This window comes from Sphingomonas sp. DMC6, from assembly GCF_056314225.1.
Window position 1 is genome coordinate 198706 of record NZ_JBQUYT010000005.1, and the last position, 21853, is coordinate 220558.

The 21853-nt window shown below is 67.0% G+C and carries 13 protein-coding genes; 8 read left to right on the top strand and 5 right to left on the bottom strand.

Translation table 11 applies throughout. The features are described 5' to 3' along the window. The first annotated feature begins 20 nt into the window (after positions 1-20). Positions 21-914 carry a helix-turn-helix domain-containing protein gene (locus ACT53M_RS13835; RefSeq protein ID WP_476234046.1) on the top strand — a complete coding sequence of 298 codons (894 nt, stop codon included), beginning with the start codon at positions 21-23 and terminating at the stop codon, positions 912-914. Here ACT53M_RS13835 and ACT53M_RS13840 read toward each other — a convergent pair whose 3' ends face one another. Next, positions 915-4073, bottom strand: a complete 3159-nt coding sequence (locus tag ACT53M_RS13840; protein WP_476234047.1) for an efflux RND transporter permease subunit — start codon at positions 4071-4073, stop codon at positions 915-917. Between the two features lie 10 nt (positions 4074-4083). Beyond that, entirely contained in the window at positions 4084-5337 is a 1254-nt protein-coding gene (locus ACT53M_RS13845) for a TolC family protein (protein ID WP_476234048.1), read from the bottom strand. Between the two features lie 128 nt (positions 5338-5465). Between ACT53M_RS13845 and ACT53M_RS13850 the strand changes: the two genes are divergently transcribed. After that, complete coding sequence (locus ACT53M_RS13850) at positions 5466-6143, top strand: response regulator transcription factor (RefSeq protein ID WP_476234049.1); 678 nt, start codon at positions 5466-5468, stop codon at positions 6141-6143. Next, positions 6130-7497, top strand: coding sequence for a sensor histidine kinase (locus ACT53M_RS13855; RefSeq protein WP_476234050.1), 1368 nt, complete (start codon positions 6130-6132; stop codon positions 7495-7497). Before ACT53M_RS13850 ends, ACT53M_RS13855 begins: the two co-directional genes overlap by 14 nt. On the opposite strand, the gene ACT53M_RS13860 is transcribed toward ACT53M_RS13855, so the two are convergent. Together ACT53M_RS13860 and ACT53M_RS13865 are read right to left on the bottom strand one after the other, a co-directional pair. Further along, complete coding sequence (locus ACT53M_RS13860) at positions 7478-8293, bottom strand: gamma-glutamyl-gamma-aminobutyrate hydrolase family protein (protein WP_476234051.1); 816 nt, start codon at positions 8291-8293, stop codon at positions 7478-7480. The two genes, ACT53M_RS13855 and ACT53M_RS13860, sit on opposite strands and share 20 nt — an antisense overlap. After that, on the bottom strand, positions 8290-10704 hold the full coding sequence (locus tag ACT53M_RS13865) for a TonB-dependent receptor plug domain-containing protein (protein ID WP_476234052.1): 2415 nt from the start codon (positions 10702-10704) through the stop codon (positions 8290-8292). Before ACT53M_RS13865 ends, ACT53M_RS13860 begins: the two co-directional genes overlap by 4 nt. Positions 10705-10946: 242 nt before the next feature. Here ACT53M_RS13865 and ACT53M_RS13870 point away from each other — a divergent pair, with 242 nt between their 5' ends. From ACT53M_RS13870 to ACT53M_RS13890, 5 genes are all read left to right on the top strand, one after another. After that, entirely contained in the window at positions 10947-11465 is a 519-nt protein-coding gene (locus tag ACT53M_RS13870) for a thioredoxin family protein (protein ID WP_476234054.1), read from the top strand. A gap of 364 nt (positions 11466-11829) precedes the next feature. Beyond that, positions 11830-13143 carry an efflux RND transporter periplasmic adaptor subunit gene (locus ACT53M_RS13875; protein WP_476234055.1) on the top strand — a complete coding sequence of 438 codons (1314 nt, stop codon included), beginning with the start codon at positions 11830-11832 and terminating at the stop codon, positions 13141-13143. A gap of 3 nt (positions 13144-13146) precedes the next feature. Next, on the top strand, positions 13147-16257 hold the full coding sequence (locus ACT53M_RS13880) for an efflux RND transporter permease subunit (protein WP_476234057.1): 3111 nt from the start codon (positions 13147-13149) through the stop codon (positions 16255-16257). Continuing rightward, positions 16254-19553 carry an efflux RND transporter permease subunit gene (locus ACT53M_RS13885; protein ID WP_476234058.1) on the top strand — a complete coding sequence of 1100 codons (3300 nt, stop codon included), beginning with the start codon at positions 16254-16256 and terminating at the stop codon, positions 19551-19553. Before ACT53M_RS13880 ends, ACT53M_RS13885 begins: the two co-directional genes overlap by 4 nt. Then, positions 19550-21070, top strand: coding sequence for an efflux transporter outer membrane subunit (locus ACT53M_RS13890; protein ID WP_476234059.1), 1521 nt, complete (start codon positions 19550-19552; stop codon positions 21068-21070). The genes ACT53M_RS13885 and ACT53M_RS13890 overlap by 4 nt, the downstream gene beginning before the upstream one ends. 43 nt (positions 21071-21113) lie before the next feature. Here ACT53M_RS13890 and ACT53M_RS13895 read toward each other — a convergent pair whose 3' ends face one another. Continuing rightward, on the bottom strand, positions 21114-21779 hold the full coding sequence (locus ACT53M_RS13895; RefSeq protein ID WP_476234060.1) for an O-methyltransferase: 666 nt from the start codon (positions 21777-21779) through the stop codon (positions 21114-21116). Positions 21780-21853: the final 74 nt, after the last annotated feature.

The window sequence follows — 21853 nt, forward strand, 5'->3', positions numbered from 1 at the left end:
AGCATTTCACCACCCAGGCGGTGCCGCTCCAGCGGCGGCACCTCTTCTGGCGCGAGATCGTCGCCGAAGCCTTTCCGGGCATGACGGCCACGGCACCGGAGGGCATTCGCGCTGATCTCGCCCGCTGGCGTCTGGGGCCGGTGGGCCTTGCCCGCGCCCGCAGCGGCCGGGCACAGGTGAGCCGCACCGTCAATCGCGACGGCCACAATCTGCTGTTGCACCTCCAGCGCCGCGGCAGGCTGACCATGCTGCAGGGCGACATGGCAGTCTCCGGCGGCATGGGCGACATTCTGATCGCCGACGACAGCCGCCCCTATTCGATCGATATTTCCGACGCGAACGAGTGCCTGATCCTCCAGGTGCCCGCTGCCCTGCTCGGCGATTCCCTGGCGCCGACCGCGCTGCACGGCTGCCTGTTGCCCGGCCATGATCCGCACGTCGCGTTCCTGAACCACATGCTCGTTGGCCTTTGGGATCAGCGGGCCATGCTGGGCGATGTCGATGACGGAATCGGCGATCTGCTGGTCGATGCCACGAGGCTCGTATGCCGGCGCCCCCCTGCCCCCCACGCCGGCCCGCGCCCGTCGGTGGAAACGCCGGTGGCCTATGCGCTGCGCCACCTTTCGGACCCGGAACTTGGCACTGCCAGCCTGTGCGCCGCCACCGGGCTCACCCCGCGCGCAGTGCAGAAGGCGTTTCTGCGCGAAGCTGGCCTGACCCCCACTGCCTTCATTACTGAACGCCGTCTGGTGCGTGCCGCCGAACTGCTGGTGGCGGAGCCGGGCCGCAGCGTGACCGACATCGCCTTTGCGTTGGGCTTCAACGATGCGGCATTTTTCAGCCGCTGTTTCCGCCGCCGCTTCGGCATCACGCCCCGGGAATGGCGCAGTGCCGGCAGCGACCGCCAGACATAACTACGCGCCCGCGCCCCGCCCCGCCCTGCCCAATATCCAGCGATAAAGGCTTGGCAGCAGCACCAGCGTCAGCAGCGTAGAGGTGACGATGCCGCCGATCACCACTGTCGCCAGCGGCCGCTGCACTTCTGCCCCCGCACCCGTGGCGATGGCCATCGGCAGAAAGCCGATCGAGGCAACGAGCGCAGTGGACAGTACCGGACGCAACCGATCCTGCGCGCCGCGGCGCACTGCCTGGTCGACCGACAGATTCTCGCCCTCACGGCCACCCCGCAAACCGCTGATATGGTCGATCAGCACCAGCCCGTTGAGCATGGCGATGCCCGACAGCGCGATGAAGCCGATCGCGGCGGTGATCGAAAAGGGCATGCCGCGCAGCCACAGCGCCAGCACACCGCCGGTGATGGCAAAGGGAATGCCGGTATAGACGATGGCGGCCTCGCGCACGCTGCCCAGCGCAGCATAGACCAACGCGAAGATCAGGATCAGCGCCGCCGGCACCACGATCACGAGCCGCTTTTGCGCCGCTTCAAGCTGGTGATACTGGCCCCCGAACTCGATGCGATAGCCCGGCGGCAGCTTGATCTGCTGCTCGAGCGCAGCGCGCGCCGTATCGACATAGCCTTGCAGGTCGTTGGTCGAGAGATTGACCATCAGCGCGGCACGACGATTGCCGCCGTCGTGCAGGATCGGCTCGACCATCCGTGTCTCGCGCAGCCGGGCGACGCGCGACAGCGGCACCATGCCGAAATCGCCGACGCGCAGCGGCAGCGCGAGCACGGCCTGCGGATCGGCACGCAGCCCCTCCCCCATACGGATGACGATGGCGTGACGGGCGGCATCGTGCGGAATGAAGCCGACTTCGGCACCGGCAACGGCATCGCCGATCGCCTTGTTCACTTCCTGCGTGCTGAGGCCCAGCCGCAACATCGCCGCATGGTCGAGCTCGACCACCAGCGTCTTCGGGCGGCCGGTGGTTTCGAACTCGACGCCTTCGGTGCCGGCCTGTTTTTGCAGGATCGCCTTGGCCTGTGCGGCGAGCCGTTCGAGCACGTCGTAATCGTCGCCATAGATCTTGACCGCGACATCGGCGCGGACGCCTTCCAGCATCTCGTTGAAGCGCATTTCGATCGGTTGGGCGAATTCCAGATTCTGTTCGGCGAAAACCTGTTTCGCCACCTTCTCGATCCCGGCGATCAGTTCCTGCTTGGTGCGCGGCTTGCCCTCACCTTTCGGCCAGTCGGCCTCGGGCGCGTAGAAGATGTACAGGTCGTTCTGTTCGGGCGGCATCGGGTCGGTCGCGACTTCGCTGGTGCCGATGCGCGAGAAAGTGTGCGTCACTTGCGGGAAGGCTCGGCGGATCGCTTGCTCGGTTGCCATTTCGATTTCCAGGCTGCGTTCCAGCGACATGCCGACCGGGCGATAGACCATCGCGGTGATCGCACCTTCGTCTAGCTGCGGTGTGAATTGCGAGCCGAGCGTGCGGAAGGTCAGGAACGTCGCGCCAAGCAACGCCGCCGCGCCGATCACCAGCAGCAGCGGATGCGCCAGCGCCGTGCTCAGCACCGGATCATAGGCGCGTTGGGCCAGCCGCATCAGCCCCTTTTCATGCCCCTCCGCATCGAGCGCCGAAGGCGTGCGCAGCAGCCAGGCCGACAGCGCCGGCACGATGGTGAACGTCCAGGCTAGCCCAGCGACGATCGCCAGCATCACGGCCTGCGCCATCGGCTGAAACAGCTTACCCTCTACACCACCCAGGCTGAGCACCGGCACATAGACCAGCGCGATGATGGCGATGCCAAAGAAGGTCGGCCGCGCAACGCGCTGCGCCGCCTCGGCGATGACGGCGCGGCGTTCCTCGCGGGTGAGGTCATCGCCCTTGTCGCGGCGGCGCTCGGCGAGCAGCCGCAGCGCATTTTCCACGACGACGATCGAGCCGTCGACGATCAGCCCGAAGTCGAGTGCGCCCAGGCTCATCAGATTGCCCGACACGCCGATCGCATGCATGCCCGACACCGTCACCAGAAAGGCGAGCGGAATCACCAGTGCGACGATCAGCGCCGCGCGCCAGTTGCCCATGACCACCAGCAGCACCAGCGCCACCAGCAATGCGCCTTCGCCCAGATTCCGCTCGACGGTGTGGATGGTGCGATCGACCAGATCGGCGCGGCTATACTGGCGGTCGATCACCATGCCCTTGGGCAGTGCCGCCTGAATTTCGGGAAGTGCGGCCTCGACTCGCATGGCCACCTGCCGGCTGTTCTGGCCGACCAGCATCATCACCGTGCCGAGCACGGTCTCGCGGCCGTTCTGGGTGGCTGCCCCCTGACGCGGGCCATGGCTGATCACCACATCCGCAAGGTCGCGCACCTGCAGCGGCAGCACGCCGCCGGCAAATTTGACGGGAATCGCGCCAATCTGCTCGGCGGTCATCACCCGGGCATTGGTGCGGACGCTGAATCGCTCTGCCCCGCGCGCGATGATGCCGCCGCCGGCATTGTCGACATTCTTCGCCACGGCTGCCGCCAGCTCGGCCGCGGTAACGCCGTGGCGCGCCAGGCGAACCGGATCGGGCTGGACGACATATTGCTCTTCCAGCCCGCCATTGGAGTTTACGTCCGCGACACCGGCGACGGCACGCAGCATCGGCCGCACGGTATATTCCTGCGCCTCGTACAGATCCATCAGCTGACGCTGGGCGCTGGAACCGGGCGGTGGCTGGCGCCACTCGAGCGTGTAGTAATAGATTTCGCCAAGGCCCGTCGTGATCGGCGCCATCTGTGGCGTGCTGCCCGGCGGCAACTGGTCGCGCACGGCATTCAACCGTTCGGTGACAAGCTGGCGGGCCTTCAACTGGTCGGTGCCGTCCTTGTAGAGCAACGTCACCTGGCTCAGCCCGGTCTTGGTGAGCGAGCGGGTTTGTTCCAGCCCCGGCTGTCCGCCCATCGCCCGCTCGATCGGCAGCGTCACCAGCCGCTCGATCTCCTCCGGCGCCAGCGCCGGCACCTGCGTGTTGATCTGCACCTGCACGCCGGTGATGTCGGGGATCGCGTCGATCTGGAGGCTGAAATAGGACCAGAGACCGATCGCCGCGACGATCGCGCTCGCCAGCGCCACACCCAGGCGGTGGCGCGTCATCCAGTGGAGCCAGCGTGCCATCGTGCCGCCCTCAGCGCGTCAGCGGGGTGCCGCCGTTCAGGGCGCGCAATCGTTGCAGCGCCTCGATCGCGTCGCGACGGGTGTCGAGGATCGCGGCGGTGGCGTCGAGATAGGCCTGCTGCATCTGCGTATAGGTGGTCAGCGGAATCGCCCCCAGGCGATAGTTGCGATCGGCCTCCGCCGCCGCCGCGGCAAAGCGCTGGGCCGAGGCGCCGTCCCATTTCGCCAGCGCCTCGCGCTTGGCCTGATATTGCGCCGCCTGGTCAAACACTTCGCGGGCGATGCGGCGTTCGGCGGCGACCAGAGTGGCATTGGCCTGTGCCTGGCGCCCCTGCTCGGCCGCCACGTCGCCGGCCTGACGATTCCAGAACGGCAGGCTGGTCGACAGGCGGATGCCGACATTGGTCTCGCGGATGTCCGAGCGGGCGCGGTCGTAGTAGGGGCCGACGCTCACCACCGGGATGCGCGACTTCTTCGCAAGGTCCACCCGCAGCCCCTGCTGGGCGAACTGCGCGCGCAGCGCCTGCAGCTCGAAATTATTGGCACTGGCCCGGTCGACGAGCAGCGCGTCGGGCGGCAGGTCGGGCAGGCTCATATCGGGCCGGACGATGCGGATGCGCGCGGCAAAGGGGGCGCCGCGCAGCTGGTTGAGTTCGTAGAGCACCGAATTGGCTTCGGCATCGGCGGTGGCGGCGCTGCGCTCCGCACTGATCGCCCCGGCCTGGAGCGCGGCGGCCTCAAGCTGCGGCGCCGGCCCCGCTGCATCGCGTGCGACGATGATCTGGGCAAGCGCCCGCATCCGCCCGGCAACGGCGCGCGCCGCGTTCGCCTTTTCATCGGCGGCGAACAGGCGGTAGCCCAGCGTTCGCGCCTGCGCTGCCAGCGTCGCGTCGAACTGCTGCAGCCCGATCCGCGCCAGCGCCACCTGATGGTCGGCGATCGCGCGGCGCAGGGCGATGCGGCCGCCGAACTCGATCGGCTGGACGATCGACACGGCGTAGGCAGTGCCCTCGCCGATCAGCGCGCCGCTATTGGCGTCGCTCGCGCGGCGCTGGCCGAATTCCACCACCGCTTCGGGGTCCGCCCAGCGCCCGGCGGCGTCGCGCTCGATGCCGGCAGTCTCGATCTGGCGCTGGTAGAATTGCCGCTCGGGATTTTTGGCGAGAACATCCTGCACCAGCGCGTCGAGCGACAGCGCCGGCCCGCTTTGCGCCAGCGCAGGCATCGCCGCAAAGAGCAATGAAGCTGCTGCCACCCACCGCATGTCTGCCTCCGTTTCCAGATCCTGCGGCCCCCTAGCCACCGCCCGCCCGCAGCGTCGATTAAAACCGCGTTCAGACTCTGAACTGCTATTCAGTTGACGCCCGCGCCCGCAGCGCGAAGACGGAGCGCGTGACGCAGATACTGCTCCTTGAGGACGACCCCGGCACTGCCGACGAGATCCGGCTGGAACTCGCCGCCGCCGGCCACGGCGTCGTCCACCGCACGACATTGGCGGCGGCCGCGGAAGTGGTGCGCGGCGGCACAACCGACCTGATGATCGTCGACCGCCAATTGCCAGACGGCGAGGGACTGGACCTGATCGCCACCCTGCGCGCCGAAGGCTGGCGCACGCCGGCGCTGGTGCTCAGTGCGCTGGGCAGCCTTGACGACCGGGTGCGCGGCCTGCGGGCAGGCGGCGACGACTATCTGCCCAAGCCCTTCGCGCTGGTGGAACTGATCGCCCGGGTCGAGGCGCTGCTGCGCCGCCCCGACGAGCGACGCGATACGCGGCTGATCGTCGGACCGCTCGACCTCGACCTGCTCGAAGGCAAGGCGAGCCGCGCTGGCCGCCCGCTCGACCTGTTGCCGCGCGAACTGAAGCTGCTCGACTATCTCGTCCGCCGGCCGGGGCGGATCGTCACCCGCTCGATGCTGCTTCAGGACGTCTGGGGTTACAGTTTCGAGCCGAACAGCAATGTCGTCGACGTGCATATGGGCAGACTGCGCCGCAAGGTGGATGCCGAGGGCGAGCCGCAGCTGATCCGCAACGTGCGCGGTCAGGGATATGTCTTCGATGTTCCGGCCTGACCCTCGCACCCGCACAACCTGGCGCTGGGGCGGCACGCTGGCGGCGATCCTGATCGTCCAGTCGCTGCTCCTCTCCGCGATCTTCTGGGTGACCGCCAACGACAATCACCGCCGCGCGATCGAGCACACCTTGCTCGACGATTGCAGCTTCTTCTCGCTGACGCCGACGGCGGAGCGGCGCGGGGAACTGCGCGAGCGGCTGGCACGCGATATCCATCGCGAGCGTTTCCTGGCACTGTTCGATGCAGGCGGACAACGCCTCGTCGGCAATGTCGCGACGCTGCCGCCGATCCCGGTCGGCCCGGGCCAGTCCTTTGTCGCGACGATCGCGCCAACCGACCTTCCCGGCAAGACCAGCGACGTCGCCCGGCTGACGCTGTGCACCATGCCCGACGGCACCCGGCTGCTAGCCGGCATGGATCTGGACGATACCGAAGAGGCGCTGCGGCTGATCTGGCGCTCGCTGCTAGTAGGGCTCCTGCCCGGCCTGTTCCTGGCGCTGGGCGTCGGCCTGTTCGCGGGGCGCCGCGCGGCGCGACAGGTGGATGCTGTACGGCTGCTGACACAGCGCATCGTCGCGGGCGAGCTCGACCGGCGCCTGCCCGTCGCCAGCCGGCCCGACAGTTTCGGCCTGCTCTGCGCCCATATCAACACCATGCTCGAGCGGCTGCAGATGCTGGTCGCAGAGGTGCGCGGCATCGGCGACGACATCGCACACCAGCTCCGCACCCCGCTCACCCGGCTGCGCGCCGGGCTCGAACGCGGCCTGCGCGAGGCCCAGGATCGCGCCGGCTTCGAGGCGGTGGTCGATCGCGCGCTGGCGGAAATCGACGCGCTGCTCGGCATCGTCGCGGCGCTGCTACGACTGCGCGAGCTGGAGGATGGCGAGCGGCGGAGCCGCTTCACGCAAGTCGATCTGACCCAACTGGTCGAAGATGCCTGCGACCTGCACCGCCCCGCCGCCGAGGATCGCGGCATTACGCTGGCTTGTGCAATCGCATCGGTGCCGCCGATACAGGGCGATGCCAGCCTGCTGATCGAGGCTGTCGCCAACCTGATCGACAACGCCATGAAGTTCGGGCCAGCGGGAGGAAGGGTGACCGTCGCACTTGCAGAAGAAGCCGGTTTGGCGGCGATAACGGTAGCAGATCAGGGCAGCGGTGTGCCGGCCGCCGAGCGCTCGCTCGTCACCCAGCGTTTCTATCGCGGCCGGCGCGACAGTGCCGGCGCCGGGCTAGGCCTGTCGCTGGTGAAAGGCATCGTCGACCTGCACGGCTTTACCCTGCATTTCGCCGCGGAGGGCAGCGCAGTGACGATCCGCTGCGGACCGGCCTCTATGGCGTCCCCTGCGTGAACCGAGCGTCCTGCGGCACCGGCATATCCTTGTAGCGATGAAGCGCGGCACCGATCCGTTCGAAAAAGCCGCGATCTGCGGGCGTCCGCGCCCCGTCCCATTCGGGATGCCACTGTACCGCCAGCACGTCGGCGCCGCACGGGCGGGCAGATACCGCCTCAATCAGGCCGTCTCCGTTTGAAACCGCCTCGATAGCCAGACCACCGCCGAGCCGGTCGATCCCCTCGCGATGCACGGAATTGACGTTGATGCAGCGGCCCTTGCCCAGCCCGGACAGCATGCCCTCCGCGCGCAGCGTCACGTCGTGGCGGTGCTCGAATAACGCCTCGAACGGCACGTCATCGACGCGGTGATGCCCCTCCCCCAGGTCGCGGCGCAGCGATCCGCCGAACAGCACGTTGATTTCCTGCAAGCCGCGGCAGATGCCGAATACCGGGCGGGCGCTCTCGATCATCGCCTCCGCCAGCGCCAGCGCCACGCGATCGCGCTGCGGATCGGACCGGCCGCCCGCGACCGGAGCCCCGCCGCCATAGTGATGCGGCTCGACATCCGAACGCGAGCCGGTGAGCAACAGCCCGTCGAGCCGCCCCGCCAGCGCAGCGACATCAGCGACATCGGCCAGTGCGGGAACCAGCAGTACCGTCGCCCCGGAAATGCGGGACAGCGGCTCGATGAAACGGCTCGCCACGGCCTGGATCGGCCGCTCTGCCACTTCATTGCAGCAGAGCACACCGATCACCGGCCGGGCCGGCACCGCGCGGGGATCGCGCCGGACGAAGTGCCGCTGGAGGATCACCAGTTCACGCCGATACGGGCATAGAGATAGCGCCCGTTGAACCCGAAAGGCGAATAGAAGGGGAAGCCAACCACCCCGGTCGAGTTGTTCGCGGGAATGGTACGGTCGGGATAGATGTCGAACAGGTTGCTCGCGCCGATCGCCACCTGACCGCCCTTTACCGGCTGATACCGCAGTTCGAGATCAGTGATGAACTTCTGGCCGGTGTGGATGTCGGCGGACCCGTTCGCGGCAGTGCCCGGCTGGTTGGCGTCGCCATAATAGGTTCCGCGCAACGTTGCGCCCAGCTTGCCGCGGCTCCACTCGATCGAGCCCGTCACCTTCTCGCCCGGCGTCCCCTGTTCGATCGTCAGGATGCGGCTGCGCGCGAACAGCACCGGCGCGGGGTTCACCGTCGCGGTGTTGGTCGGCACCTTGGTGACGACGATCTCGTTCACATTGGCCGCAACCGTGAAATCGAACTGCCCTGCCCCTTCGGCCGGGTGGCCCAGCCGGTAATGCGCCACGGCATCGACGCCCCGCGTCCGCGATCGCAGCCCGTTGATGAAGAAGCGCGCCGACGGCACATTGAACGGCGCGAGGATCGCCGCCACCTGCGGGCTGAAGCTCGCCTGGATGTTCTCCGACAAGGCAAGCTGGTCGCGCAGGCGGATCTGATAGGCGTCGATGGTCAGATCGAACCCGCCCGCGCGGATGACCGTGCCGATGGACAGGTTGGTCGACTTTTCGGGCTGGAGCGGCTTGCCGCCCAGTGCCGTCGCGACCGGGCTGGTCGAGGGGAAGGTACCGGTCAGCACCGGCGTGCCGTTCTGAATGACCTGCGCGATCGAGGTGAAATATTGCTGCTGCAGGCTGGGCGCGCGGAATCCGGTGGACGCGGTACCGCGCAGCGCGAACCACGGCGCGACGTCATAGCGCAGCGACAGCTTGCCATTGGCCGTGTCGCCAAAGTCCGAATAATGCTCGCCGCGCACTGCGACATCTGCCTGGAAGGCCGGCGTCAGTTGCGCTTCGAGATCGAGATAGCCGGAGAAACTGCGACGCGAGCGCGTGATCGCATTGGCGGGCGAAAAGCCACCAAAGCCCTGCGCGCCCGGCGCCGCGCCCGCGACGGCGCCGCTGGGCGGGTAGTCATAGGATGCCCGCTCGCCCGGCGTGATCTTGTAGCCTTCCCGTCGCCCCTCGACACCGAAGGCGACGTTGAGCGACTGGAAAACGTCGAACTTGCGCGCCACATCGACATCGCCGACCCATTGGTCATAGATCAGCGCGCCATCGGAGAAGTTCGTCGGTGTCGCGCTGCCATAGGCATAGTTGGCCGAATTGCGCGTGTAATAGGCGAGCCGGTTGCGGCCATAGCCGACATGCGCGTCGACCGACCAGTCGGCCACATCGCCCTTCAGGCCCAGCGCGCCGCTGGCATTGGTCGACTTGGTGTTGATGATCGGCAGGAAGCCGTTGGGATAGCCCGCCGTCGTGGTGGCGGCGCTTGCGAGCCGGGGAAAGGCCGCACTCCGGCTGTCGCGATCCTGATAGCCGCCCCAGCCATAGAGCTTCCAGCCGGGCGCGATGCTGGTGCCGGCGTTGATATAGCCCGTATATTGCTCGACTTCCGGGTCGCCGAAGCGGCCGGTGACGCGGCTGGGCGTGACGCGCGGATCGAAATCGGCGCGGTTGGTCGCCTTGCGGTTCAGATACTCGCCCGACACGGTGATATAACCGTCCTGGCCGAACCCGATACCCTGCCAGCCGGAGGCCGTGAAAGCCGGCTCGCCGGTGGTGCTGCGGCTGCCGCGCGCGGTATCGATGTCGGTGGCGTAGAAGCCATGGGTGGCGGAGGCGCCACCACCCGAGCGCGCCTCGCGCAGGCGCAGGTTGATGACGCCGGCGATCGCATCCGATCCATATTGCGCCGAGGCACCGTCGCGCAGCACCTCGATGCGCTCCAGCGCAACGGTGGGGATGGTGTTGAGGTCGACCGCCGAGGAACCGCGCCCGACCGATCCGTTGATATTGAGCAGCGCCGAGCTGTTGGCGCGCACGCCGTTCACCAGCACCAGCACCTGATCGGGCGAAAGACCGCGCAGCGTTGCCGGGCGCACGGCATCGGTACCGTCGACTGCCGAGGGGCGCGGGAAGTCGATCGACGGCGCTGCCGCTGCGACGGCTGCGGCCAGTTCGGTCGTACCCTGGCGGCCGAGCGTCTGCGCGCTGATCACGTCGACCGGAGAAGCAGTATCGAGACGCGAACGGCCCTGGCTGCGCGTGCCGGTGACGACGACCTCCTGCGCAGCGTTTTCCTGGCCCGCTTCGGCCGCGGAACCGGAGGGTTCTGCCTGTTGCGCCCAGGCCTGGCCTGACAGCGCGAGCGACGACGCGGCAACCAACAATGCGGTGCGGAAAACATGCATGGTCAACCCCTCTTGTTCTGATCGTGAGAGGGCATTATCCTACTTTTTCAGTAGGACTTCAGGAAAGAAATGGTTCGGGGCACGAAAGTGGAAGTGCGCCGCGCGGGTGAAAATAGCGTGTAAACTGATACTTACACACTAAAGATGCGCTTTTGCCGATGCCAGATTTCCTTGTTGCGGATACGGCCACGGGCACGCACTATCGTGGGCCTCCTTTCGCCCCTCCATTTCCGGGAGCTTCCATGCGCCGCGCTGCCTTGCCCGTTCTGCTTGCCCTGACCTTCACGCTTCCGGCCTTCGCACCGGCACCGGAAGCGGCACCGCGGCTCGACATCACCAGTTTCAACGCGCTGCCCAAGCCGCTGCCGCTGCCCTATAACGAAAATGCCGACGCAGCCGCCGCGGTGAAGGCCGCGCGGGCACGGGCGCTGAAGACGCACAAGCTGCTGCTGATCGATCTGGGCGGCAACTGGTGCCTCGACTGCCGGCTGCTAGCGGGCACGATCGAGCTGCCGAAGCTGAAGCCGTGGGTCGAACGGCATTATGAACTGGTGACGGTCGACATCGGCCGGTTCGACCGCAACCTTGCCATTCCGACCCATTATGGCGCGGGGCCGAAGCTGGAAGGCGTTCCCGCCCTGCTGGTAGTCGATCCGAAGACGGATCGCCTGCTCAACGGCGGCCGCGTATCGGCGCTGGCCGATGCCCGCAGCCTGTCCCCGCAGGCGCTAGCCGATTGGCTGGCACAGTGGGTGCGCTGAGAAATCGGACCATCCGGTCCTGAGCCCGGCACGCCGAAAAGGCCCTATGCCTGTCCCTGCGGGGAGAGGCCATCATGCACTCCCCTCCCTGCTTGCAGGGAGGGGGCGGCCGCCGCAACCAGAGGCGGTTGTTTTTGGACCAGGCGCAGGCCCGCGCGTATTTGCGCTTCTGCGCAAACCATTATGCCCGACATAGTTTTGCGACAAAGCCCGCATAGGGGTGCGCCTGCGAAAACCGGTTCTCGTTTCGCGGACGATTCCCGGCGCGGCTAACATGCTGCCGCCAGTTGTCAGAACGGGCGCGGCCGGTTTGCCTCTATACTATGCGGAGCGCGTAGCGGCGCGCGAATGGAACGAGAGCGATATGGATCAGCACGACCCGGATTTTGCCGCACAGCAAGAAAACGAAGCAACGATGGAGCGGCGCACGCTCTCCCCCCGGGCGCGAACGATCAGCTGGATCGTCGGTTTGAGTGCGATCGTCGCGCTGGTCGCGCTGGCCGTTTTTCTGTCGCAAGGCAGCAGCAGTGCCGGCAAGTACGGCAGCGGGCGCCCCGGCGCAGGCGGCGGCTTTGGCGGGGGCCGGCGCGGCGGCATGGCGGCGCCCACCACGGTGGGCACGGCCAAGGCGACGCAGGCCGATCTTCCGGTGCAGGTCGAAGCGCTCGGCACCGTAACCCCGGCGGCGACCGTCACGGTGCGCCCGCAGGTATCGGGCACCATCATCCAGCTGCTCTACAGCGAAGGCCAGATCGTCCGTAAGGGCCAGGTGCTCGCGCTGATCGATCCGCGCCCCTATCAGGCGGCGCTGATGCAGGCGCGCGGTTCGCTGGCGCGCGATCAGGCACAGCTGGAAAATGCGAAGCTCCAGCTCGCCCGCTACAATACGCTGCTCAATCAGGATTCGATCGCGCGGCAGGACCGCGATACGCAGGCAGCGCTGGTCCACCAGCTCGAAGGCACGGTGCTTGCCGATCGCGGCGCGGTACAGCAGGCGCAGATCAACCTCGGCTACACGCGCATCGTATCGCCGGTCAGCGGCCGCGCGGGCCTGAAGGTGGTCGATATCGGCAATTATATCGGCGCTGGCGACGCCAACGGCATCGTCGTGGTGACCACGCTCCAGCCGATCGACGTGGAATTCGCGGTGCCGCAACAACAGGCCCCGGAAATCCAGAAACGCATTGCCCAGGGCGCGCAAATCCCGGCGATCGCACTGGACAGCACCCGCACCAACACGCTCGACACCGGCAGCTTCTCGACGCTGGACAACCGCGTCGACACGACGACCGGCACGATCAAGGGCAAGGCACGCTTCGCCAATGCGGGGTTCCAGCTCTATCCCAGCCAGTTCGTCAATGTGCGGCTGACGGTCGAGACGGTGCAGAAGGCAGTCACGGTGCCGCCCGCCGCAATCCAGTCCGGGCCGGACGGTCCGTTCGTCTGGCTGCTCAAGCCCGACCGCACCGTCACCGAGCGCAAGGTCAAGCTGGGCGTTGCCGTAGCCGACAAGACGCAGATTACCGACGGTCTTGCGCTGGGCGACACGGTGGTGACCGACGGTTCGGACCGGCTGACCGAAGGCGCCAAGGTCGCACTGCCCGGCGATGCCCCGCCCGCACGCGACGGCCAGGGCGGCGGCAAGCGCCGGCACCATGGCGGCGGCCAGGGCGGCTGATCCGTGGGTCCGTCGCGCATTTTCATCCTGCGCCCGGTCGCGACCGCGCTGTTCATGGTCGCGATCGTGCTGGCGGGGCTGGTCGGCTTCAGCAACCTGTCGCTGTCGGCGCTGCCCGAGGTCGATTATCCGACCATCCAGGTCAGCACGCTCTATCCCGGCGGCAGCCCGGAAGTGATGAGCCAGACCGTCACGGCGCCGCTCGAACGCCAGTTCGGGCAGATGCCGGGGCTGACGCGAATGGAATCGACCAGCTCTTCGGGTGCGTCGGTCATCACGCTGCAGTTCAACCTGTCGACCGGACTCGATGTGGCGGAACAGGAAGTGCAGGCGGCGATCAATGCGGCACAGGCGTTGCTGCCCGCCGATCTGCCCGCGCCGCCGGTCTATGCCAAGGTGAACCCCGCCGACGCGCCGATCCTGACGCTGGCGATCACGTCGGACACCATTCCGCTCACCCAGGTTCAGTCGCTGGTCGATACGCGGCTGGCGCAGAAGATCAGCCAGATCACCGGCGTCGGCCTCGTCAGCCTGGCGGGCGGGCAAAAGCCGGCGATGCGCATCCGTGCCGACACGCAGAAACTGTCGAGCTACGGCCTCAGCCTTGCCCAGATCCGCACCGCGATCGGCAATGCCAATGCCAATTCGGCCAAGGGCAGCTTCGATGGCCCCAACCGGTCCTACCAGATCAATGCCAACGACCAGCTGCAATCCGTCGACGACTATAAGAACCTGATCGTCAGCTATCAGAACGGCGCGCCGGTGCGGCTGGGTGATGTCGCGCAAGTTGTCGAAGGCGCGGAAAACAGCCGGCTGGGGGCGCTCGCCAACGAGACGCCGGCTATCATCCTGAATGTTCAGCGCCAGCCGGGCGCCAACGTGATCGCCACCACCGACGCCATCAAGCGGCAGTTGCCGGTGCTGCTGAAGAGCCTGCCCGCAGGCCTCCATGCCGAAGTGCTGGCCGACCGCACCACCGGCATCCGCGCCTCGGTGCACGATGTCGAGTTCGAGCTGGTGCTTGCGGTCGTCCTCGTCGTGCTGGTGATCTATTTCTTCCTGCACTCCGGCCGCGCGACGCTGGTGGCCGGGCTCGCAGTGCCGATCAGCCTGATCGGCACGTTCGGCGTGATGTATCTTCTCAACTTCAGCCTCGACAATCTCTCGCTGATGGCGCTGACGATCGCGACCGGCTTCGTGGTCGACGACGCGATCGTTATGATCGAGAATATCCAGCGCCATATCGAGGACGGCATGGGCCCGTTCGAGGCGGCGCTGAAGGGTGCGGGCGAGATCGGCTTCACCATCATCTCGCTCACCGTCAGCCTGATCGCGGTGCTGATCCCGCTGTTGTTCATGGGCGACATTGTCGGGCGCCTATTCCGCGAATTCGCAGTGACGCTGGCGGTGACGATCCTGATCTCGGCCGTGGTGTCGCTGACTCTCACGCCCATGCTCTCCGCCCGCTGGCTCAAGCGCCCGTCGGAGGAGAAGCCGAGCCGCGTCGCCCAGCGGTCGGCCGCCCTGTTCGACTGGGTCGAGCGGCGGTATGAGACCGGGCTGGATTTCGTGCTGCGCCGCCGCTTCGCGACGCTGCTGGTAGCGATCGCCACGCTGGGACTGACAGTGCTGCTGTACCTCGTCATTCCCAAGGGGCTGTTCCCTACTCAGGATACCAGCCAGCTCCAGGCGCGGATCATCGCCACCAACGGCGTGTCGTACGACCATATGGCCGCGCTGCAGGCGCAAGCGGCACGGGCGATCCTGGCCGATCCGGCGGTGGAGAATCTCTCCTCCTATGTCGGCGTCGACGGATCGAACAACGCCTCGCTCAACGTCGGCACGATGCTGGTCAACCTGAAGCCGTCGCACGGCAATCAGGCGGCGGTGATGCGGCGGCTGAAGGATGCGGTCGACCGGATCGGGGGTGTCACGCTTTATGTCCAGCCGACACAGGATCTGACCATCGACGCCGAAAGCGGGCCGACCCAGTATCGTTTCTCGGTCGAAGGATCGAACACCGCCGACGTCAACAGCGAGGCGCAGCGCATCGTCGCCGCGCTGCGCCATGTCGCCAAGGTCGCCAATGTCTCGACCGATGCGGGCGCGACCGGCGCGGCTGCCTATGTCGATATCGACCGCGACAGCGCTGCGCGGCTGAACATCACCGCCTCCAGCGTCGACGACACGCTCTATTCGGCGTTCGGGCAACGCATCGTCTCGACCATCTTTACCGAGACCACCCAGTATCGCGTGATCCTGGAGGCCGTGCCGGGCCTCGCCACCGATCCGCAGTCGCTGGGGCTGCTGCACCTGCCTTCGCAGGGCGGATCGACGCCGCTGAACGCGGTGGCAACGATCCGCGAGGGCCGCTCGCCGCTTGCCGTCACCCATGTCGGTCAGTTCCCGGCGGCCACCGTCAATTTCGATACTGCGCCGGGCGTTTCGCTGGGCACCGCCACCGCTGCGATCCGCGACACCATTGCCCAGCTCAAGCTGAAGCCCGGTATCTCCGTCACCTTCCTCGGTGCGGCGGGGGCCTTCTCGTCCTCTCTCGGCAACCAGCTGCTGCTGATCCTGGCGGCGATCATCTGCGTCTATATCGTGCTGGGCGTGCTCTATGAGAGCTTCATCCACCCGGTGACGATCCTGTCGACCTTGCCCTCGGCAGCGGTCGGCGCGCTGTTCGCCCTGTGGGTTACGGGGCACAATCTCGACGTGATCGGCATCATCGGCATCGTGCTGCTGATCGGCATCGTGAAGAAGAACGCGATCATGATGATCGACTTCGCGATCGCCGCCGAGCGCGACGAGGGGCTCAGCCCGGCCGCAGCAATTCGCCAGGCAGCAATCCTGCGCTTCCGCCCGATCCTGATGACGACGCTGGCGGCATTGTTCGCGGCGATCCCGCTGATGCTGGGCATCGGCGAAGGCGCCGAACTGCGCCGGCCGCTGGGTATCGCGATCTTCGGCGGTCTGCTGGTCAGCCAGTTGCTGACGATGTTCACCACGCCGATCGTCTATCTCTATTTCGATCGCGCGCAGCAGAAGCTGGCCCGGCACGGCTGGGGTGTCCGCGCCAACCCGAATGTGAGCGCGGAGGCAGGCGCGTGAACCTTTCCGCGCCCTTCATCCGGCGCCCGATCGCCACGATACTGCTAACGATCGGGCTGGCGCTGGCGGGGATCGCGGGCTTTTTCTCGCTGCCCGTGGCGCCGCTGCCGCAACTCGACCTGCCGACGATCAGCGTATCCGCCAACCTGTCCGGCGCCAGTCCCGAAGTGATGGCGCAGAGCATCGCCACGCCGCTCGAACGCCGCCTATCGACCATTGCCGGCGTGACCGAGATGACCTCGTCCAGTTCGCTGGGCACCACACGGATCACGCTGCAATTCGACCTGTCGGTGAATATCGACGCCGCCGCGCGCGAGGTGCAGGCAGCGATCAACGCTGCGCGCGCCGATCTGCCTGCGACGCTCAAGCAGAACCCCACCTATCGCAAGGTCAATCCCGCCAACCAGCCGGTGATCACGCTAGCCCTCACGTCCGACACCAAGACGGCCGGCCAGATTTACGATGCCGTCTCCAATACGGTGCAGCAGCGGATGCTGCAGATCCCCGGCGTGGGCGATGTCGAACTGGGCGGCGGATCGCTGCCGGCGGTGCGCGTCGATGTGAATCCCTATCGCCTCAACAGCTATGGCATCTCGATGGAAGATGTCCGCGCAGCGATCGAGGCGGCCGATGCCAACCGGCCCAAGGGACTGCTCCAGAGCAGCACCACCGGCCGCGCCTGGCAAATCTATACCAATGCCGCCGGCCGCGTGGCGGCAGATTATCGCCCGCTGGTCATCGCCTGGCGGAACGGCGCGCCGGTGCGGCTGGGCGACATCGCCAATGTGAGCGACAGCGTCGCCGACCTGCGGACGATGGGGCTCTACAATGGCAAGCGCGCCATCGTCGTGAACATCACGCAGCAGCCCGACGCGAACCTGATCAAGATGGTCGACGCGATCCGCGCCGAGCTGCCGACGCTGCGGGCGCAGATTCCGGCCGACATCCATCTCGATGTGGCGATGGATCGCACGAGTTCGATCCGCGCCTCGATCCGCGAAATCGAGATCACCGTGCTGATCGCGCTGGTGCTGGTGGTGGTCGTCGTCTTCGCTTTCCTGCGCGACGTGCGCTCTACCTTCATCCCCGCTGTCGCCACGATCGTGTCACTGCTCGGCACCTTCGGGGTGATGTACCTGATCGGGTTCAGCCTCAACAACATCTCGCTGATGGCGATCACGGTCGCGACGGGGTTCGTGGTCGACGACGCCATCGTCGTGCTGGAGAACACCACCCGCCATCTCGAAAAGGGCATGGACCGGTTTGAGGCGGCCTTGCTCGGCGCGCGCGAGGTGGGCTTCACCGTCTTGTCGATGTCGATCGGCCTGATCGCGGTGTTCATCCCGCTGTTGTTCATGGGCGGGATCGTCGGGCGGCTGTTCCGCGAATTTGCCGTCACGCTGTCGGTCGCGGTGATGATCAGCCTCGTGCTTTCGCTCACCACCACGCCGATGCTGTGCGCCTGGTTCCTGCGCAAGCACGATCCGGACGTCGCCCCCAAAACGCCGGGCCGCTTCGCGCGAGTGCTGGAAGCCGGCTATACGCGGCTGGAACGCGGCTATGCGCATGTGCTCGACTGGGCACTGGCGATGAAGCCGCTGGTCGTGCTGCTGCTCGTCGCGGTGATGGGCCTGACCGTCTATCTCTATGTGGTGGTACCCAAGGGCTTCTTCCCGCAGCAGGAATCGCCACTAATCTTCGCCGGCGTGCGCGCCGACCAGAGCGTGTCGTTCCTTTCGATGCAGGACAAGCTCACGCAGGTCGTTGGCATCATCAAGAAGGATCGCGCCGTACAGAGCGTGGTCGGCTTCACCGGCGGCAGCCGCGGCGGCGGCGCATTCATGCTGATCGCGCTCAAGCCGGTCGAGAAGCGTCCGGGCCAGCCGAGCACCGTGGTGATCCAGCGGCTGCAGCGCGCGTTGCAGCCTGTGGAGGGCATTCGCCTGTTCCTCGCACCGGTGCAGGATCTGCGCACCGGCGGCCGATCGAGCAACGCTACCTATCAATATACGCTGATGGCGGACAGCACCGAGCACCTGAAGATCTGGGCGCAAAAGCTGAACGACGCGATGACGAAAAGCCCGGTCTTCACCAATGTCGATAGCGACCTGGCCGAAAACGGAGTCGAAAGCTTCCTGACGATCGATCGCGACGCCGCCGCCCGCGTCGGCATTTCGTCCCGCGATGTCGACAATGCGCTCTACGACGCCTTCGGCCAGCGCAACGTCGCCACCATTTATGAGGACATAAACCAGTACAGCGTCGTGCTTGGTTGGGATCCGGCGGCCACCACCGGCCCGCACATGCTGCCCGATGTCCGCATTCCCGCACAGGCGGTCCAGACCGACAATCTGGCGACTGCCAGCCCCTCCGGCAGCACCGTCGCTGCCGCCCCGCCGCCGCTGGCGAGCAGCACAGGCACGGCGCAGGGAACGACGACGACGAAGGCCAGTGCCGCCGCGGCAGTGGTATCCAACCCGGCGCTGCGCAATCCCTCGACCGGATCGGCGCTCAGCAACACCGCCCACGCAATGGTACCGCTGACCGCGCTGGCATCGGTCCGGCAGGCCCCGACGGCGGCCAGCGTCAACCACCAAGGCACCGAAGTCGCCGCGACGATTTCGTTCGACCTGAAGCCCGGAAAGGCCCTGTCCGACGCACGTACCGCAATCGACGCGGCCGAGGCGCAGATCGCGATGCCCAGCACCGTGCACGGCACCTTTGCCGGCACTGCGCTCACCTATCAGCAGCAGCAGGGATCGCAGCCGCTGCTGATCCTGGCGGCGCTGGTGGCGATCTACATCGTGCTCGGCATTCTCTACGAGAACCTGATCCACCCGGTGACGGTGCTGTCCACGCTGCCCGCAGCCGGCACGGGCGCGGTGCTGGCGCTGATCATCTGCGGCATGGAATTCGACATTATCGCGCTGATCGGGCTGTTCCTGCTGCTCGGCATCGTCAAGAAGAACGCAATCCTGATCATCGACTTCGCCCTCGCCGCGCAGCGCGAGCGCGGGCTGTCGGCGGAGGCAGCGGCGCGGGAGGCAAGCCTGCTCCGCTTCCGCCCGATCCTGATGACCACCATCGCTGCAGCACTGGGCGCGCTGCCGCTGGCGATCGGCTTTGGCGAAGGTGCCGAGCTGCGCCGGCCGCTCGGCGTAGCGATCGTCGGCGGGCTGATCGCCAGCCAGATCCTGACGCTGATCACCACGCCCGTCATCTACGTCCTGCTCGATCGCCTGGCGCAGCGTCGCCGGCGTTCCCGTCCCCTGCCAGTTCGCGAGCTTCCCGCATGACCACCCGCATCCGTTTCCGCCCGATCGCATCGCTGCTGGCGCTGAGCGCGCTGGCGGGCTGTTCGCTCGCCCCGGCCTATCACCGGCCCGAGACAGCAACTTCGCCAGCGGCCTGGAAGACCGTGGAAGGCTGGCGCCCGGCGAACCCCAATGACGGCGCGGTGCGGCCCGACTGGTGGACCGCATTCGGCGATACGACGCTGAACGATATGGTTTCGCGTGCCAATGCGCACAATCAGACGCTTGCCCAGGCCGCAGCCTCGTGGCGGCAGGCCAACGCCGCGACACGCGAAGCCCATGCCAGCCTGTTCCCCACGGTCAGCGCCAACGGGTCGGTAACGCACAGCCATAGCGGGACCGCCGGGCGCGCGGCGAACACCACGGGCGGCACCGGGTCCGGGGCTGGTACCAGCACCAACAATGGCGCGACCTTTGCCAACAACCAGAACAGCGACAGCTACCGGGTCAATCTGCAGGCGAGCTGGCAGCCCGATCTGTTCGGCAGCGTGACCAACACCGTCCGCAACGCCCGCTATACCGAAGAGGCACGGCTGGCAGATGTCGCCAATGCGCGGCTGGCGATACAGGGCGAGCTCGTAACCGACTATCTGAGCCTGCGCGCCACCGATGCGCAGATCGCCAGCCTTTCTGCGACGGTGGACGCGTACAAGCGCTCGCTGGAGATCGCCACTAACCAGTATAATGCCGGCATCGTCGCCCGCACCGACGTGTTCCAGGCGCAGTCGCAGCTCGCCTCCGCCCAGTCCGATCTCGAAGGCCAGGCACGGACGCGCGCGCAGTTCGAGGACGCAATCGCCGTGCTGGTCGGCGAGAATCCGGCCAGCTTCCGTATTGCAGCCAATAGCGCGGCTTGGACGCCGGTGGTGCCCGACACCCCCGGCGCACTGCCGTCTGCGCTGGTCGAGCGCCGGCCCGACATCGCCGCCGCCGAACGCCAGGTCGCTGCCGCCAATGCCACGATCGGCATCAACCGCGCCGCCTTCTTCCCCACCGTCAGCCTGACCGGCAGCGGCGGGTTCTCCAATGACTCGCTGTCAGGCCTGTTCAGCGCGGGCGCCTCGCTGTGGTCGCTGGGCGCATCGGTAGCCGAAACGCTCCTCGACTTCGGGGCGCGGAACGCCCGCGTCGCCCAGTCGCGTGCCGCCTATGACGCCGCGGTCGCCAATTACCGGCAAGTGACGCTCACCGCCTTCCAGTCGGTGCAGGACAATCTGATAGCGCAGGAAGTGCTCGCCCGGCAGGAAGCCTATCTGCGCGCGGCCTCGCTCGCCGCCGACAAGTCCGAAGAGTCGCTGCGCAACCAGTATCGCGCCGGCATCGTCGCCTATAGCAGCGTCGTCACCGCGCAGGCGACGGCGCTTTCCGCGCGCCGCGCGCTGATCCAGGCGCAGCTCGATCGTCAGACGGTCTATGCCGCGCTGGTGCAGGCGCTGGGCGGCGGCTGGAACGCAGCAGACCTGACCAACGGCGCCGAACAGGCGCGCGCAAGCCAGTAGGCGACTCCGGCGCCGCAGTGACCGCAGCGCCGGTGTACGGCCTTCAGCCGAGACGGATCGTCAGCTCCACCTCGTCGTTGAACGGCATCGACATATAGCCATTGGCGAACTTTCCGACCCGCTCGAGATAGTCCGGCGCGTGATCGGCATTGTCCGCGAGCAGGATCGCGCCGGGCCGCAGCCGGCTCTCCACACGATCAAGAATGTCGCAGTAGAGCGCCTTGGCGCCGTCAAGCAGCACCAGGTCGATCGCGTCGGGCAGGTCGACCGCCAGCGTTTCCAGTGCATCGCCTTCGCGGAAATCGACCAGATCGTCGAGCCCGCCGGCGGCCAGATTGGCGCGGGCCTGCATCAGCTTCGCGGGTTCAAACTCGCTGGTGATCAGCCGACCGCCACCATTGTCGCGCAGCGCCGCCGCCAGGTGCAGCGTCGACAGGCCGAACGAGGTGCCGAACTCCACGATCGAACGGGCCTGCGTCGCCCGCGCCAGCATGTAGAGCAGCCCGCCCACTTCGCGCGACACGGGCAACGCGAAATCGCGAAGCGCAGCATAGAATTCGCGATACTGGTCCTTGCTGCGCATCAGGTGCTGAAGCGCGTCGCGAGAGATGCCGGCGAAGCGCGGGCTGAGCGTCGCGGGATTGCGGTCTGCCGCGTCGAACAGGCGCGCGAGAAGAGGCGCCACAGGGGCGCTGGAAAGCGTCGTCATCGGGGTTCTCCAAAGGCCAAGCGGAGGGGAGTGCTTGCCTGCTGGAAAAATACGACTAATCCGTCAGCTTTGGC

Coding starts and splice junctions, on each gene's coding strand:
- ACT53M_RS13840 (WP_476234047.1), bottom strand. CDS start 4,073: ATGGCACGCTGGCTCCACTGGATGACGCGCCACCGCCTGGGTGTGGCG.
- ACT53M_RS13845 (WP_476234048.1), bottom strand. CDS start 5,337: ATGCGGTGGGTGGCAGCAGCTTCATTGCTCTTTGCGGCGATGCCTGCG.
- ACT53M_RS13855 (WP_476234050.1), top strand. CDS start 6,130: ATGTTCCGGCCTGACCCTCGCACCCGCACAACCTGGCGCTGGGGCGGC.
- ACT53M_RS13865 (WP_476234052.1), bottom strand. CDS start 10,704: ATGCATGTTTTCCGCACCGCATTGTTGGTTGCCGCGTCGTCGCTCGCG.
- ACT53M_RS13870 (WP_476234054.1), top strand. CDS start 10,947: ATGCGCCGCGCTGCCTTGCCCGTTCTGCTTGCCCTGACCTTCACGCTT.
- ACT53M_RS13875 (WP_476234055.1), top strand. CDS start 11,830: ATGGATCAGCACGACCCGGATTTTGCCGCACAGCAAGAAAACGAAGCA.
- ACT53M_RS13890 (WP_476234059.1), top strand. CDS start 19,550: ATGACCACCCGCATCCGTTTCCGCCCGATCGCATCGCTGCTGGCGCTG.
- ACT53M_RS13895 (WP_476234060.1), bottom strand. CDS start 21,779: ATGACGACGCTTTCCAGCGCCCCTGTGGCGCCTCTTCTCGCGCGCCTG.